We start from the raw sequence: 15,064 nt of genomic DNA on the forward strand, positions 1-15,064 counted from the left end.
TATATACTTTCACTTACTTAACTTTCAACGTGTAAATAATTACTCATATTCCATTATAATCAAATTTATCTACCCCCTTAAAAAATAAAATGGCTAGCGTAAATATATATAGAAAAACATAATAAACAATTTTGAGGAGGAAAAGATATGAAAAAAATAGTATTATTTGTTGCAGCTATAGCTGTATCTTTAAGTATAGGGGGAAGAGCATTTGCAGATACTAATACTGCAACACTTGCAGACAAAGCTGGCATTACACCTGATAACACTATTATATATCCTATAGACAAAGCTTTAGATGATGTAAAAGTTAGCATAGCTTCTGGAGAAGAGAAAGAAGCTGAAGCCCTAGTGGATGTAGCAGAAGAAAGACTTGGAGAAAGTGAAGTCCTTGCTGATAAAGAAGAGACTGAACTTTCAACTCAAACATTAAACGAATATACTGATAAAATGGCAGAGGCTCAAGATAAATTAGATGCTGCAATAGATGAAGCATCTAGTAGTACTACTGACAGCGCTGTGAAATTAGAAGAATTAGAAAAATTAGCATCAGCAATAGCAAGCAGACAAATGAAATCTATAGAGGTCCTAAAAAACATAGAAGGCAAAGTTTCTGAAAATGCTAAAGAGACTATAGCTCAAGTTATAGAAATGCAAACAAGAAAGAAAGAAGCAATAATAGCCGTTGCTAAAGAAAGACAAGCATTCCTTGAAAGTAAAAAAGCAGTAAAAGAAGCTGAAAAGAAGCTGCAGGAAGCAAAAAAAGCTGGTGATGAAGAAGCAATAAAAGCTGCAGAAACTACTTTATCTGAAGCCCAGCTAACTTTAAATACCCAAAATGAGAAATTAGCTCAAGCAGTTGCATCAAAGAAAGAAGCAATGAAAGGTGGCGTAGGCCAACTAAAGAAAGAAGCTAGAAAAGCGAAAACTACGGACGAGCCAACTTCCACAAATAATACTACTTCAGAAGATGCTACTACAACAACTGAAACTACCGCAACGCAAAATAATGAAAGCACTTCAAGTAACACAAATACTAATGCAAATACTACTGATATTACTGATACTGCTAACACTACTAGCACTGCTGATACTAACCAAAGTACTGTCAAAACAGATGCTACTGCTACAAATAGCCCTAAAACTGATGTAAAAGTAGAAGAAAATAAAGAGCAAGAAACTAAAGCTGATAAGTCAAATAATTCAAAAGAAACCAAAGAGACTAAGGCTAATAAGGACAATAAAGATAATGAAACCAAGGGCAATAAATAAAATAATTAATCAGGTAAATAATCTAAGCGGCCAAAGCTCGATATCCATTGATCTTTGGCCTTTTTTTCTAATCTCTTGCTATTATAAAAGTAAACAAGCACCAGTATCTCTACCAGTGCTTATTTTATATAACAAGATGGAACTTGCTGTATTTTATTTTTCATCTACGTTTAATTTATTTATATGCTCTAACATTTTATCTGATTTACTACTGGCTTTACACAATGCTAATGTTATTAATATGGTCACTACACCTAATAAACCAATCACTATTCCCCTCATAGCCCCTCCAAAAATAACTTGCAACTCAACTTAAATTTTGTCTATCATGTTCAAACACTTTCCTGCACCAAGAGCGACACACTCAAGGGAATCTTCTGCAATATAGGCAGGTATATGTATTTTACTATATATAAGCTTATCTAAACCTTTTAATAGTGCTCCGCCACCTGAAAGCATTATACCCTTGTCCATTATGTCCGCTGCAAGTTCTGGTGGAGTTTGTTCAATGGCAGTTTTAATCGCTTCAATTACTAAAGCTACTGGTTCTTTCAGAGCTTCTCGTATTTGACTCTCTGCAATAGTAACAGCCCTTGGAAGTCCAGTTATCAAATCTCTACCTCTTATTTCCATACTTCTTTCTTGTTCATTCTCATCTTCATAGACAGAACCAAGTTCAATTTTAATCTTCTCTGCTGTTCTTTCGCCTATGAGGAGATTAGACTCTCTTTTTAAATAATCAACAATTGTCTCGTCTAACTCATCTCCTGCAACTCTTAAAGTCTTACTTGTAACAATTCCCTGAAGAGAAATAACTGCCACTTCAGTAGTTCCTCCACCTATATCAACAATCATACTACCAACCGGCTCGTCCACAGGTAATCCTGAACCTATAGCCGCAGCTACAGGTTCCTCAATTAGCATAACCTTACGTGCTCCAACTTGTTTTATTGCTTCATTAATTGCCCTCTTTTCAACCTCAGTAATTCCTGAAGGATGGGAAATTGCGATTCTACAACTTTTAAAAGCACCTTTGCCATTAACCTTTTCAATAAACTTTTTCAGCATTTGTTCAGTCAAATCAAAATTCGCAATTACCCCATCTTTTAAGGGCCGGATAGTTTCTATCCCTTCTGGTGTTCTGCCTACCATATTCTTAGCATCTAGGCCAACGGCTAAAACTTGTCTACTTGTGGTACTTACAGCTACCACTGAAGGTTCTCTTAATACAATTCCTTGTCCTTTTACATATAATAAAGTATTAGATGTTCCTAAATCTATGCCTATATCCTTAGACATTATAAAAAATCTCATCGAAATTTCTCCTTTCAAATTCATAATACGTCTCGCTTTTCAGGGAGTTTTTTAGAGATTAACTGATTTTATGTAACAGCGCATTACATTGTTTTTTACGATATGATAAATAATTTTATGAGGGTACACTAAAAATTTTTTAATATCATTTAAGCTGAAATATCATTAAGGCTTAGAAGCCTGTTGCTTCTAAGCCATTCTTATAGACATTAAAATTAAAAATTTGAATAGTTCCAATAATCCTTTCGCACTAAGGCGCTAGATTCCTGTTAACTTTTATTTAAGAAAGTAATAACTCTATTTTCATATTCATTCTTATATAATAAGTAGGATCTAATATGATCTGCTTTATCTGTAAGCCACAATTGAACATTAGACTTATCCCCTATCGAATTATAAATCTGTAGACTATTCTCATAAGGAATAGATTTATCATCTTTGCTGTGAATCAGAAATAATTTTTTATTACCAATACTGTTAACTACTTTATATGGACTAACTTTTTTCGGATCCATTCTTTCTATAATAGGAAATAAGGCCATTATTTCAACTGTAAATGGAAACCCAGGCAAATTACTCCAAACTGGCAGATTTGTCTGTAAATAAGTGTTAAGATCTGAGAATGAACTATCTGCTATAATTGTATCTACATATGGAGACTCTGCTCCAGCCATTATTGATATAGCTGCTCCCATTGACCATCCCAAAAGTGATATTTTCTCTGACTTTTTATTAACCTTTGCATATTCTATTGCAGATAGCATATCGTAAGTTTCAAAGAGACCTACACTAGTGACTTTACCTCCTGATTCCCCTGAATTACGAAAATCAAACAACATCACATTATAGCCTTCCTGCGCAATACTTTTTGCTAATGCCAAGGCATGTATCTTACTTAAATCACGGGTATCCTTATAACCATGTGCAAATATTACTGTCTTATTTGAATTAGTAAGAATACTGTTCTTTTGTGACGGTATCCACCAACCTTTTAAATCAACAGCATCTAACTTGCTATTAAAGGAGATATCTTCATATTTTAAATCATATTTAACTGGAGTTTCTACTATTTTATTGTGTTCGGGATGTGTCAAACTCCATCCAACATATATAGAGATTCCAACGGTTGTCACAAAAGATAAAAATACAAGTCCTAGAAAGCAAATAATAATGTTTTTAATTGATAAAACCGGAGCTTTTTTTATATTTAATTCCTGCATATTACTATAACTACTCCTTTGATTAAATTATTCTACGAATTATCAATACTTACTCTATCATAATATAATTCATATTTTTCTTAATATAAATATACTTTTTTTATACTTTCTTAGCAACTGTTTTTCCCCACCATCATAATGTCATATTTTTTAAATTAATATATTTTTAATTTTCATGTGTCTTTTTTATTAATTTATCATAAAATTAGTTGATATATTAGCAAAACATCACTATAATATACATAAAAAACAATACAATAATAGATGCTTATTAAATAATGAACTATATAACATTTAGAAAAGAGGTGAGTTTTAGTGAGGGTTTGGTGCTTATTATACAATCTCTCACTAAAGATAACTATGAAAGATATTAGCTTAAAAGATTTAGACTTATTAGCACTACTTCCCTGTCCTTTGAAAGTTCCTATAGAAATGGAGTTTAAAAATCATTTTGAAAATGAAAATGCAACATTAAATTATCTTATTGAGGGGAATGCAAATAATCAACTCTCATATAATACACAGATAGAAAGCTATACAGATATAGAATCTATACCTGAAATCACTATAACCTCTGGAATAAATAATTTTTACTCAAGGAATTTTCAAAAAAAATTTATTGAGAAAGGCTACTTTTATGATGCTGCAAATTATAAAGCCAATTCTATTTTTTCTAATATTGATTTAAAGGATCCAGAAGGTAATTATACAATAATAGCATCAAATATTCTGGTTATGGTTGCTGATATTAACGCATTAGGAGATATTGAACCTCCTACCAAATGGGGAGATTTGCTAAAGCCTGAGTTTCAAAAAAAAGTTGCTATAAGAGGTACTAATACCTCATTTTGTGAAACAACATTACTTACTATATTCAAAGAACATGGCTATGAAGGAATAAGAAAGCTTGGAAAATCTGTTAAATGGGGATGGCATCCATCACAAATGGTAAAAATGGCTGGTAGTGGAAGAGCAGAAGCTCCTGCCGTTAGTGTTATGCCTTATTTTTTTACCAAAACAATTCCAAATAAGCAGAATGTAAAGATATTATGGCCGGAGGATGGAGCAATTATAAGTCCTGTTACAATGATGGTTAAAAAGTCCTGTAAAGAAAAGCAGCAAAAAATCATAGACTTTTTTACCAGTACTAAGATAGGCGAAATATGTGCAGGAGCATTTTTACCTTCCCTGCATTCTAAAGTATCTAATAAAATACCTGAATACGCAACCTTCAATTGGATAGGCTGGGATTTTATAAAAGAAAGGGATATAGATGCACTTGTTAAAAAGTTAAATACTATTTTTATTGCATCCTATAGAGGTATAGTAAGATGAAATTAGTAACAGTTTCAGGACCACCATCAACAGGAAAGACCTCAGTTATACTTAAAACTATTAATTATATTAAGAGCAAACATCTTAAGGTTGGAGTAATTAAATTTGATTGTCTCTCCACTTACGATAATGTATTATACAGTGATAAAGGAATTGATATAAAAGTAGGTGTTTCAGGTAATCTATGTCCTGATCATTATTTTGTATCCAATATTGATGAATGTGTAAATTGGGGACTAAATAAAGGCTTTGATATTTTGATAAGTGAAAGTGCTGGTTTATGCAATAGATGCTCTCCTCATATAAAGGAAGTTCTTGCAGTATGTGTTATTGATAACTTGTCAGGTCTAAACACACCACAAAAAATAGGCCCCATGCTTAAATACGCAGATATCATTGTAATCACTAAAGGAGAAATTGTATCTCAAGCTGAACGGGAGGTCTTCACCTTTCGCATAAGACAAGCAAATTCTAAGGCTATTATACTTCATGTGAACGGTATAACAGGTCAAGGAAGTAATGAACTTGGAGAGCTTTTTATCAAAGCTTCTGACATTGAAAATCTTGAATGTAAAAGATTAAGATTTACTATGCCTTCTGCATTATGCTCCTATTGCCTTGGTGAAACTCAAATTGGTAGTGATTTTCAACTTGGCAATGTTAAGAAAATGGACTTTTAGGAGGGATCTAGCATGTTAGATATCATTAAAAAGGTTACCATTATTGGAGGTCATGACAAAGAAGGAAATCTCGAAAATATAGTCTTAGATTTAAATGTCGGAGAGATTATATCCATAGTTGGTCCTACTGGTTCTGGTAAAAGCCGGTTATTAGCAGATATAGAATACATGGCTCAAAAGGATACACCTACAGGAAGAAAGATACTTATAAATGATGGAATACCGGATATATCAAATCGCTTTTCAGCAGACAAAAAGTTGGTAGCACAACTTTCTCAAAATATGAACTTTGTAATGGATGTCACCGTTGGTGAGTTTATTGCTATGCACTGTGAATGTAGAAACGTCAGTGACATTGAAAAAACAGTAACTAATATAATTCAAAAAGCTAATGAACTTGCAGGTGAGGATTTTTCCTATGATACACCGCTTACCGCTTTAAGCGGAGGTCAGTCTCGTGCTCTTATGATTGCAGATACAGCGTATCTAAGTACATCTCCTATTGTTTTAATTGATGAAATAGAAAATGCAGGTATAGATAGAAAAAAAGCATTAGATGTTCTTGTTAGAAAAGAAAAAATAGTGCTTATGGCAACTCATGATCCTATCCTTATACTTTTGTCAGATAAACGTGTAGTTATAAAAAATGGAGGAATAAATAAAGTAGTTTTTACCAGCGACGAAGAAAAACTTGCTCTTGAAAACTTAAAAGAAATTGACAATAGATTATCTTCCTTGAGAAATTTACTAAGGAGTGGCGAAAATATAGATTCTTCATTTACACTTTAAAACTTAACATTTAATTCTATCAAACTAAAGCTTTTAAAAACATTAAAATAATTTTAAATGGTATGGATATAATAATTATAAAACAAGACATGGATAAGGACTGATAAATATGAAAATAGGCTATGCCTGTATTCCTATAGGAATACCTGAAAAGACCACTAGAAGTTTTATTCTAAAAAACTTTAGTAAAGAGAAGCTTATTGAAAGCCTTTCGCTAAACCTGAAAGACCTAAAAAGCATATTTGAATATAACTTAAAAAACAATATATATATGTTTAGAATTAGTTCTGGCATTGTTCCCTTCGGAAGCCATGAGGTAAATAATATTCATTGGTGGAGTATTTTTAAGGATGAATTACAAAATATAGGTAATTTCATTAAAAATAATAATATAAGAGTTTCCATGCATCCAGGTCAATATACAGTTTTAAACTCCCCTTCAGAAGACATTGTTGCAAAAGCGCTGAAGGATTTAGAGTATCATTGTGCTTTTTTAGACAGCTTAGGCGTCGATTATAAAAACAAAATAGTTCTTCATGTAGGTGGAGTCTATGGAGATAAAGTATCTGCTATAGCAAGATTTAAGATGAACTTCAAAAGACTTTCAAGTTCCGCTAAGAAAAGGCTTATATTGGAGAATGATGAAAAGTCCTTTACTATAGAGGATGTGCTTAACATATGTAATAGTATTGATATTCCTGCTGTATTTGATAACCTTCACCACAGATATAATCCTTCCCTAGAAAAAGAATTATATAAGCCTGTTAAGAAGGATAATCTACTAAAAACAAACTATGATGACTCTAAAAAACACTTCTTTGAAAGTGATACTATCAGCCCCTACAGCATCCTTATAAAAGAAGACTTAGAGTTCATACTAAAAGAAGTACGAAAGACTTGGAAAACCGAAGATGGTAATATTAAGCTTCATTACTCAGATAATGACACTAATAAAAACATAGGAGCTCATTCAAAGTTTATAGTTACTGAGAACTTCCTAGATTATTATTCTGTAGTAAAAGCCTTTAATGCTGATGTTATGCTGGAGGTTAAAGACAAGAATTTATCTGCCATAAAGTGTGTACACTGTCTGGACAGCATCGAATCTATGTATATAAATAACAATGAAGAAAATAATTCAATAAATCACAGTAATAATATTCAAATAGAAAAAGCATCTATAAAACCATTAAAAAAATCTGCAATATATAATCAATGGGCCAAATATAAATATTCCGTTATGGAAAAAAATTATTCTTATTACAAAGAATGCAGCAAAATTGTAAATTCAGACAATAATATAGTAACATTCTATAAATATTTAGATTTTGCTCTTTTAAGCCCGTTTAGTCCTAAAAACTTTAAAAACACTATACATCACACTTGGGGATATTTTAAAGATATAGCTAACCAAAAAGAAAAAACTGATTTTGAATCACTTTTAAAAGATATTGAAGATATAAATTCTATAGAAAATCTACATTATGCTAATTTTGAAAAGGCTAAAAAGTTTATTGAGAAACTTTCTAAAAAGTATAAATGCGAGTATCTTCTAAGCTCATATTATTTTATATATTAGCTACTCTTATCCAATGACTACCCTCTCTAATACTCCCATCTGATTCAAGTTTCCACTTCATGAACAGCATCAATTAATTTATGGTATTGTTTTTATATTCTCCAAGTGCTTATACACGCACTTGGAGAATATAAAATATAAATCCTTGTGATAAGTCTAAGTTATATTTTCTTCAATAAATCCCCACATTTCTTCCTTAAAAGGTGCACCTAAAATAATCATTTCTGCAGCTCTAATTATTTGCCATTTCAGCAATAAGTCATAATCTATTTTCATGTTTTCATTATTTCATATTCAGTTTCTACAAATTCTTCCTTCTCAGCAATATAAGAAAAAAGAGGTTTATATAATTTTATAATTGTATCTGAATCGATTTCAAAGATTTCAGCTGTAACTCCCTCGCCAATCTTTTTCACTTCCAAGTTCCCCCTCAATAAAAATAGAGTATTAACAATTTTGCTTATTACTTTTTCTACCAACTTATAGCTTTAAGCTCTAATACTATTATATATAATTTAATTGTTTAACTCAACAACTCCATTTTCTATGAAGCTTTAAAATTCATATAACATTATTCACTTATCCAGCGTGCCCCCTCAGATGCTAAGTCTGCCAATACCACAAGTAGTAAATAGCAAATTAAAATCAACGTTATTTCTGTATATTTAAAATAACTCATACTGAGTTTAAACTGCTGACCTAATCCTCCAGCCCCTACAAATCCTACCACGATGGTTGTACGAAGTATTACCTCACCACGATAGAGAATATATGTAAAAAACTTTGGCATTACTGTTGGTATTACACCATATATGAGTATCTGGCCAGAACTTGCCCCACAAGAGGCTAGATTTCTAATAGATCTCAAATCTAGATCCTCTACTACTTCCGCACATAGCTTACCTAGTATTCCGAAATTATGCAATGCTAACGCTATTGCTCCTGGTAAAATACCTGGTTTAAAAATAAATACTATAATCATCGCCCAGACTAATTCAGGAACTGCTCTCGAGAAAATATATAAAACTCTCATAAACCCAAATAATAGAAATCCATACCACTTCTTTGATAATGTCAAAGTTCCATCAGCAGCATTTCTTGCCGCTGGTATCACAGTAAATAGCATTCCTATAGTTGCAAAGCCAATGGCCATTACGCTCATCTGCAAAGTTTCATAAGTAAGCTTTAATGCATTTTTCCAGCTTTCAACATCCAAAAATGCTGGCTCTTTCTCTCCTACCCCCATTAATCCTTTAAGAAACTTTTTTGCATAGTTCCTATTTTTTTCAGAAAACAAACCCCAAAAATCTGCATTATCTACCCTATATATAAATACCCACGATCCAATTATCAATGCTAAGAGTACTAAAATAGAAAACTTAATAAAAGTAAACTTAACTTGTTTCTTTGGTATAATTATTTCATACTTCAAGCTGCCAACTCCCTTCGAACTTGATTACTCCAAAGGTCAATTAATACTACCAGTATGGTTAAAAATAACATATAGGTCCACATAACATTATAGTTTAAATCCTGTAACGCTAATTGAATCTGATAGCCTAACCCCCCTAGTCCAATAAAGCTCATAATTGTTGAAGACCGAACAGCACACTCAAGTCTATACATAGTATAGCTAATCATATCTACTTTTGCTATTGGAAAATAACCATAAATTAAGGTCTGTAATCTAGAAGCCCCAGCTGCCTTTAAAGATTTTATTGGTTCTTTGGGAACATCATTAAGTATATCTGCATATATACGGCCGAGAGTTCCACCATAAGGAATAGCTAATGCAAAAATTGCAGCATAAGGAGTTAACCCTATGGCAGCTACAAAGAGCCATGCCCAAACTAATTCATGAATTGCTCTCATAAAGCCAAGTACTCCTCTGAATATTGTTTTTAAAAAGCGTCGATTTCTCTCACTATGAGCCAAAACTCCTGATGCAAGTATTCCAAATACTATTGCGATTACAAATGCTAGTGTCATACCTGCCACAGCATAGGCAAGGGTCCTCCATGTTGATATTAAGCCTAGTTCTAATATTTGAGGAGACAAGTCAGGCCTAAATAGAGATTTCGCAACTTGAGTTATAGTAACTCTACCACCTGGATGTAAAAGTTCTGGCCCCCAATGTACTGAAAATAAGCTCCAAATGAATACTAAAATAAGCATCAGTGTAAGTAAATTCTTTTTATGAAACTCTATATAGGATTTAATGCTATGCATCTTTTTTCAGCTCCTTTAAATCATAAAGCTCAAACAAGTGTTTCTCTGTTACTCTCTCTGTTGGGAGATCAAAATAAACCTTACCCTCTCTAAGAGCTATAATACGATTAAAGTATTTTTTAGCATATTCTACACTATGCATACTTGCCACAAGTGTCTGATTTTCCTCCTGAACAAGCTTTGTTAACATAGATAAAATATCCTCAGCACGGGCTGGATCTAATGATGCTACTGGCTCATCTGCTAATATAATTTCAGGTTTTTGCACTAATAAACGTGCCATTGCCACTCTTTGCTGCTCTCCACCGGATAAAGTAGAAGTTTTTTCATAGATTTTTTCTAGTAATCCTACTCTTTCTAAGGCTCGAGCTGCTATCTCCTTCTCTTGAGGAAAAAGTAAGGATATTAAAGATTTAAAAAATCCCCAGTGAGCAAGTCGTCCCGCTAAAACGTTTTGCACCACTGGTAACTGATCTACTAAATCAAATTGTTGACGAATAACACCTACCTTTTTAGCTAGCTGTTTACTAGTTTTATACTCAGTGGATATAACTCCGTCAATATATAGTTCACCACTATCAGTTTTGAGAATATTGGCTAAAGTATTTAGTAATGTTGTTTTGCCTGCCCCACTTGGGCCAATTAAAGCAACCATTTCACCTTTTTTAATAGTAATAGAAAGGGTGCTTAAAGCTACCTTCCTGCCATAAACTTTTGATATTTCTTTTAACTCAAATATATTTTTCATATAATCCACCTACTATGCTCATATATAAAATAGATACTTAATCTATTATTAAGTATCTATTCTATGTCTAGTATATTAAATTACTTACTATTTAACCATACCTAATTTTTTTGCAACTTCTTCAATTGCCTTATAGTTATCATTATTAGTTTCAACAAATTTCTCTGTTTGGAAGAATTTTAAAGCTTGTGCTTGGTCTCCTCCCTTGTCAATACTCATAGAAAGTAACGCATCCTTAACCTTTTGCTTTGTTCCATCTCCATATACTTTATCTATGTTATCTAAATTATTTATTGTCCAGTGATAATCAAAATACTCCGGTGTTGTATAAAAGACTTTAACTTTATTTAAATCAACTTTATTTTCTTTAACAGTTTTTTCCCACACTGATATGTTTAAAGCTCCTGTCTCAAAAGCCCCTGATTCTACAAGCTTAATAGTTTTGTCATGTGAACCTGAATAGTTTGGCTTTCCGTTGAAATCTTTTTCTGGATCAATGCCTGCCTTTGTCAAGAAATAGCGAGGCATTAAGCTTCCCGAAGTTGAACTTTCACTTCCAAAAGTAAATATTTTTCCTTTTAAATCTTCTATTTTAGAAACATTCAAATTTTTTTGAGCTATAAAAACTGATTGAAATTTTGCATCCCTTGGTCTTTGTGCAATAGCTTCAGCACCTGGTGCAACTGCTCTTGCTTGAACTCCTGTAAGGCCACCGAACCAAACTAACTGAATTTCTCCTCTTTCAAAAGCAGTAACTAAAGCTGCATAATCATTAGCTGGAACAAACTTAACCTTTAAGCCCGTCTTTTCACTAAGATATCTTGCTGTTGCTTCCATATTAGGATTTAATTCCGCTGCACTTTGATCTGGAATTGCTCCTATTTTAAACTCTTTCTGTTCTTTCGTAGTTTCCTTTTTAGAGCTATTACTTGCTTGATTCTGTCCACAAGCTGTTAATGAAATCATCATAAGCCCCGCCAACAAAGCGACTATAATTTTTCTCATAATTAGTCCTCCTCTTAATAAGTCAATCGTTATCAGTTGTACATTCAACAATATTTTACAGGAGTATACATACCTTGTACAATCAGATTTTCAAATACTCATTAGTGCATCTATAAGAAAAAATTATATTAGTATTCCTATAAGTTTATAATACAATGCATGTACAAAATTAATGTAGATAACAAAGGACATCTTTAATACTAAAGGTGTCTTTCGTTTTCCCTCTGGTACTATTAGGACTCTGAACTGTTAGAAATCATGAGTTTTCTAAAATCTTCTTTAGCTTATCTGGATAATTTGTTATAATCCCATCTATCCCCAATTCAATTAATCTTTCCATATATTTTTTTTCATTTACTGTATATGCATTAATTATTATTCCATTTTTCTTAATATCAGTAACTATTTTTTTATTCATAACTGATGAAAAAAATGGATGCATTGCATCTGCTCCTACTGTTTTTATATACTCATGAGCCTTATAAAGGACTGCTGTGTATAGTAATCCTGTTTTAATATTTTTATCATACTCCTTTACTCGAATCATGGAGTAATGATTGAAGGATGATATTATTACATTCTTTTCCACCCCAAACTCATAAACTTTATCTATCACCTTTTTCTCTAATTCACTGTAAGGTATCATGTCATTTTTAAGCTCCAGATTTATTAGTAAGTTTTTATCCATTACATAATCTAAAAATTCATCAATATTTGGAATTCTCTCTCCTTCAAACTGTCTATTAAATTTGATTCCTGCATCAAATTCACACAACTCACTATAAGTATAATCACAAATAAAACCAGTACCATTTGTGGTTCTATCTATAGTTTCATCATGACAAATAACTATAACCCCATCCTTTGTCATGTGTAGATCTGTTTCGATACCATCACAGCCAGCTTCTATAGCTTTTCTAAAGGCAACCATAGTATTCTCTGGATACTCTCCACTAAACCCCCTATGTGCAATATTCAAACTTCTTTTCATCACCGAAATTTCCTCTCTATCTTTGTTTTTTTATAATAAACCTAATTATTTTTTATATGTATTATATTTTTCGATAGCTGCATTTATGCTTTTTACTGCATTTTCAATAGCCTGATAAAAAGTTTGCTTATTTTAAAGCATTCCTAATTTACTACTATTTGTATTAAAACAACAAACTACACGCCGGATAATTGTTTATTTTGCACATATGAATATTATTGATAATGTGATAAATTATGTATAATATAATTATTAATTCAATAACTTAAACAACATATATCAATCAAATTAATAATTTTTTTTACGAATATTATCAAATTCTTATTATGACCAGAAATTTATGCATGATAATTGATTCTAGAACAAAATATAAAAATGGAGGGATTTATATGGGAGAAAGTAGTAAAAACTTTGAAAAAGTCCTAGACAAGAGAGACATTTTTGCTCTTGCTTTCGGGGCTATGATTGGATGGGGCTGGGTAGTTCTAGCTGGAGATTGGATACTAAAGGCTGGTACTCTTGGAGCAATCTTAGCATTTTTGATTGGTGGTGTCATGGTGCTGTTCGTTGGTCTTACTTATGCTGAATTAACTTCAGCAATGCCTAAATGCGGTGGAGAACATGTTTTTAGTTATAGAGCACTGGGCAGAAATGCTTCCTTTATATGTACTTGGGCTATAGTTTTAGGCTATATATCTGTTGTAGCCTTTGAAGCAGTTGCATTTCCTACAGTACTAGAATATCTATTTCCATCATATCCGCAAATTCTTATGTATAATATAGCCGGATTTGATGTTTACTTTACTTGGGTTATTGTTGGAGTCATAAGTTCTATTGTAATAACAATAATTAATTACTTAGGAGTAAAGACAGCAGCATTTTTACAAGGAGTTTTAACTATACTTATAGCAATTATAGGTTTAACATTAGTTTGCGGTTCAGTAGTGAATGGGACTCCTCAAAACTTAAAACCTCTTTTTATGGATGGCAGTAAAGGTATACTAGCAGTTGCTGTTATGACTCCATTTATGTATGTAGGATTTGATGTTATACCTCAAGCAGCAGAGGAGATTAATCTTCCTCTTAAAAAAATCGGACAAATTTTAATTTTATCAGTTGTTATGGCTGTTGTTTGGTATGTTATGATAATACTTGGAGTATCACTAGCACTTACGCACTCAGAAATGAAAGCCTCTACACTTGTAACAGCAGATGCCATGGCAAAAGTATTTATGAATAGTTCTTTAGCTTCAAAAGTTCTTATAATTGGAGGAATCGGAGGAATAATAACAAGCTGGAACTCCTTCTATATAGGTGGAAGTAGAGCTCTATATTCTATGGCAGAGTCAAATATGTTACCAGCCTTTTTAGCAAAGATGCATCCTAAATATAAGACTCCATGTAATGCAGTTTTATTAGTAGGTGCAGTATCCGCTATAGCACCTCTCTTTGGTAAAAAAATGCTTGGCTGGCTTGTTGATGCTGGTGGACTTACAATAGTTATTGCTTACTTAATTGTATCAATATCTTTCTTAGTATTAAGAAAGAAAGAGCCTAATATGGCAAGACCATATAAAGTTAAACATGGTAAATTTGTTGGAGTTATGGCTTGTATCTTAAGCGGAGTTATTACCTTATTATATTTACCTGGAGCTCCAGCAGCATTAATATGGCCTTATGAATGGGGAATAGTTATATTTTGGTCCGTATTAGGTGCAATATTCTACGGATGGGCTAAAATATCTAATACTAAAGCAGGCATTAATGAACATCATGAATTAGAAAAACTACTAGAAGAAAGTTATGAAGATGTAAAAGAGGCTTAACAACAATTGAATGAAAACATTATAAATATACGATCTAAAAAAGACTTAGTACAAGATAGCCTTATACTAAGTCTTT

Annotated in this window: 15 protein-coding genes; 6 read left to right on the forward strand and 9 right to left on the reverse strand. The window is 32.3% G+C overall.

The genetic code is table 11. The features are described 5' to 3' along the window. Positions 1 to 147: 147 nt before the first annotated feature. Positions 148 to 1,272: a DUF5667 domain-containing protein gene (locus CLMAG_RS16345; RefSeq protein ID WP_066624750.1), complete on the forward strand. Its 1,125-nt coding sequence runs from the start codon at positions 148 to 150 to the stop codon at positions 1,270 to 1,272. A gap of 153 nt (positions 1,273 to 1,425) precedes the next feature. On the opposite strand, the gene CLMAG_RS34380 is transcribed toward CLMAG_RS16345, so the two are convergent. The 3 genes from CLMAG_RS34380 to CLMAG_RS16355 form a co-directional block, all read right to left on the reverse strand. Further along, on the reverse strand, positions 1,426 to 1,554 hold the full coding sequence (locus CLMAG_RS34380) for a hypothetical protein (protein ID WP_278330803.1): 129 nt from the start codon (positions 1,552 to 1,554) through the stop codon (positions 1,426 to 1,428). Positions 1,555 to 1,584: 30 nt separating this feature from the next. Further along, positions 1,585 to 2,586, reverse strand: a complete 1,002-nt coding sequence (gene mreB, locus CLMAG_RS16350; protein WP_066624753.1) for a rod shape-determining protein — start codon at positions 2,584 to 2,586, stop codon at positions 1,585 to 1,587. Between the two features lie 269 nt (positions 2,587 to 2,855). Beyond that, positions 2,856 to 3,806: an alpha/beta hydrolase gene (locus CLMAG_RS16355; protein WP_066624761.1), complete on the reverse strand. Its 951-nt coding sequence runs from the start codon at positions 3,804 to 3,806 to the stop codon at positions 2,856 to 2,858. Between the two features lie 360 nt (positions 3,807 to 4,166). On the opposite strand from CLMAG_RS16355, the gene CLMAG_RS16360 reads away from it, so the two are divergent. The 4 genes from CLMAG_RS16360 (at position 4,167) to uvsE (ending at position 8,189) form a co-directional block, all read left to right on the forward strand. Further along, the gene (locus tag CLMAG_RS16360) at positions 4,167 to 5,141 is read left to right on the forward strand and encodes an ABC transporter substrate-binding protein (RefSeq protein WP_066625088.1); all 975 of its coding nucleotides are present in this window, start codon (positions 4,167 to 4,169) and stop codon (positions 5,139 to 5,141) included. Next, positions 5,138 to 5,821 carry a GTP-binding protein gene (locus CLMAG_RS16365; RefSeq protein ID WP_066624766.1) on the forward strand — a complete coding sequence of 228 codons (684 nt, stop codon included), beginning with the start codon at positions 5,138 to 5,140 and terminating at the stop codon, positions 5,819 to 5,821. Before CLMAG_RS16360 ends, CLMAG_RS16365 begins: the two co-directional genes overlap by 4 nt. A 12-nt stretch (positions 5,822 to 5,833) precedes the next feature. Beyond that, positions 5,834 to 6,610: an ATP-binding cassette domain-containing protein gene (locus tag CLMAG_RS16370; protein WP_066624769.1), complete on the forward strand. Its 777-nt coding sequence runs from the start codon at positions 5,834 to 5,836 to the stop codon at positions 6,608 to 6,610. Positions 6,611 to 6,719: 109 nt separating this feature from the next. Then, positions 6,720 to 8,189: a UV DNA damage repair endonuclease UvsE gene (gene uvsE / locus CLMAG_RS16375; protein WP_066624776.1), complete on the forward strand. Its 1,470-nt coding sequence runs from the start codon at positions 6,720 to 6,722 to the stop codon at positions 8,187 to 8,189. A 272-nt stretch (positions 8,190 to 8,461) separates the two neighbouring features. Here uvsE and CLMAG_RS32515 read toward each other — a convergent pair whose 3' ends face one another. The 6 genes from CLMAG_RS32515 to CLMAG_RS16400 form a co-directional block, all read right to left on the reverse strand. Then, complete coding sequence (locus CLMAG_RS32515) at positions 8,462 to 8,605, reverse strand: hypothetical protein (protein ID WP_161486988.1); 144 nt, start codon at positions 8,603 to 8,605, stop codon at positions 8,462 to 8,464. Positions 8,606 to 8,760: 155 nt separating this feature from the next. Further along, on the reverse strand, positions 8,761 to 9,621 hold the full coding sequence (locus tag CLMAG_RS16380) for a PhnE/PtxC family ABC transporter permease (protein ID WP_082831959.1): 861 nt from the start codon (positions 9,619 to 9,621) through the stop codon (positions 8,761 to 8,763). Next, entirely contained in the window at positions 9,618 to 10,418 is an 801-nt protein-coding gene (locus CLMAG_RS16385; protein WP_066624778.1) for a PhnE/PtxC family ABC transporter permease, read from the reverse strand. The genes CLMAG_RS16380 and CLMAG_RS16385 overlap by 4 nt, the downstream gene beginning before the upstream one ends. Then, entirely contained in the window at positions 10,411 to 11,166 is a 756-nt protein-coding gene (locus CLMAG_RS16390; RefSeq protein WP_066624780.1) for a phosphonate ABC transporter ATP-binding protein, read from the reverse strand. Before CLMAG_RS16390 ends, CLMAG_RS16385 begins: the two co-directional genes overlap by 8 nt. A gap of 87 nt (positions 11,167 to 11,253) precedes the next feature. Further along, the gene (locus CLMAG_RS16395; RefSeq protein WP_066624783.1) at positions 11,254 to 12,171 is read right to left on the reverse strand and encodes a putative selenate ABC transporter substrate-binding protein; all 918 of its coding nucleotides are present in this window, start codon (positions 12,169 to 12,171) and stop codon (positions 11,254 to 11,256) included. Between the two features lie 256 nt (positions 12,172 to 12,427). Further along, positions 12,428 to 13,162 (reverse strand): glycerophosphodiester phosphodiesterase, encoded by a 735-nt coding sequence (locus CLMAG_RS16400; RefSeq protein ID WP_066624786.1) that lies wholly within the window; start codon positions 13,160 to 13,162, stop codon positions 12,428 to 12,430. A gap of 389 nt (positions 13,163 to 13,551) precedes the next feature. On the opposite strand from CLMAG_RS16400, the gene CLMAG_RS16405 reads away from it, so the two are divergent. After that, positions 13,552 to 14,988 (forward strand): APC family permease, encoded by a 1,437-nt coding sequence (locus tag CLMAG_RS16405; protein WP_066624789.1) that lies wholly within the window; start codon positions 13,552 to 13,554, stop codon positions 14,986 to 14,988. Positions 14,989 to 15,064 lie beyond the last annotated feature (76 nt).

The sequence above is a fragment of the Clostridium magnum DSM 2767 genome (assembly GCF_001623875.1).
In the GTDB taxonomy this organism is placed as follows: Bacteria; Bacillota; Clostridia; order Clostridiales; family Clostridiaceae; genus Clostridium_AM; species Clostridium_AM magnum.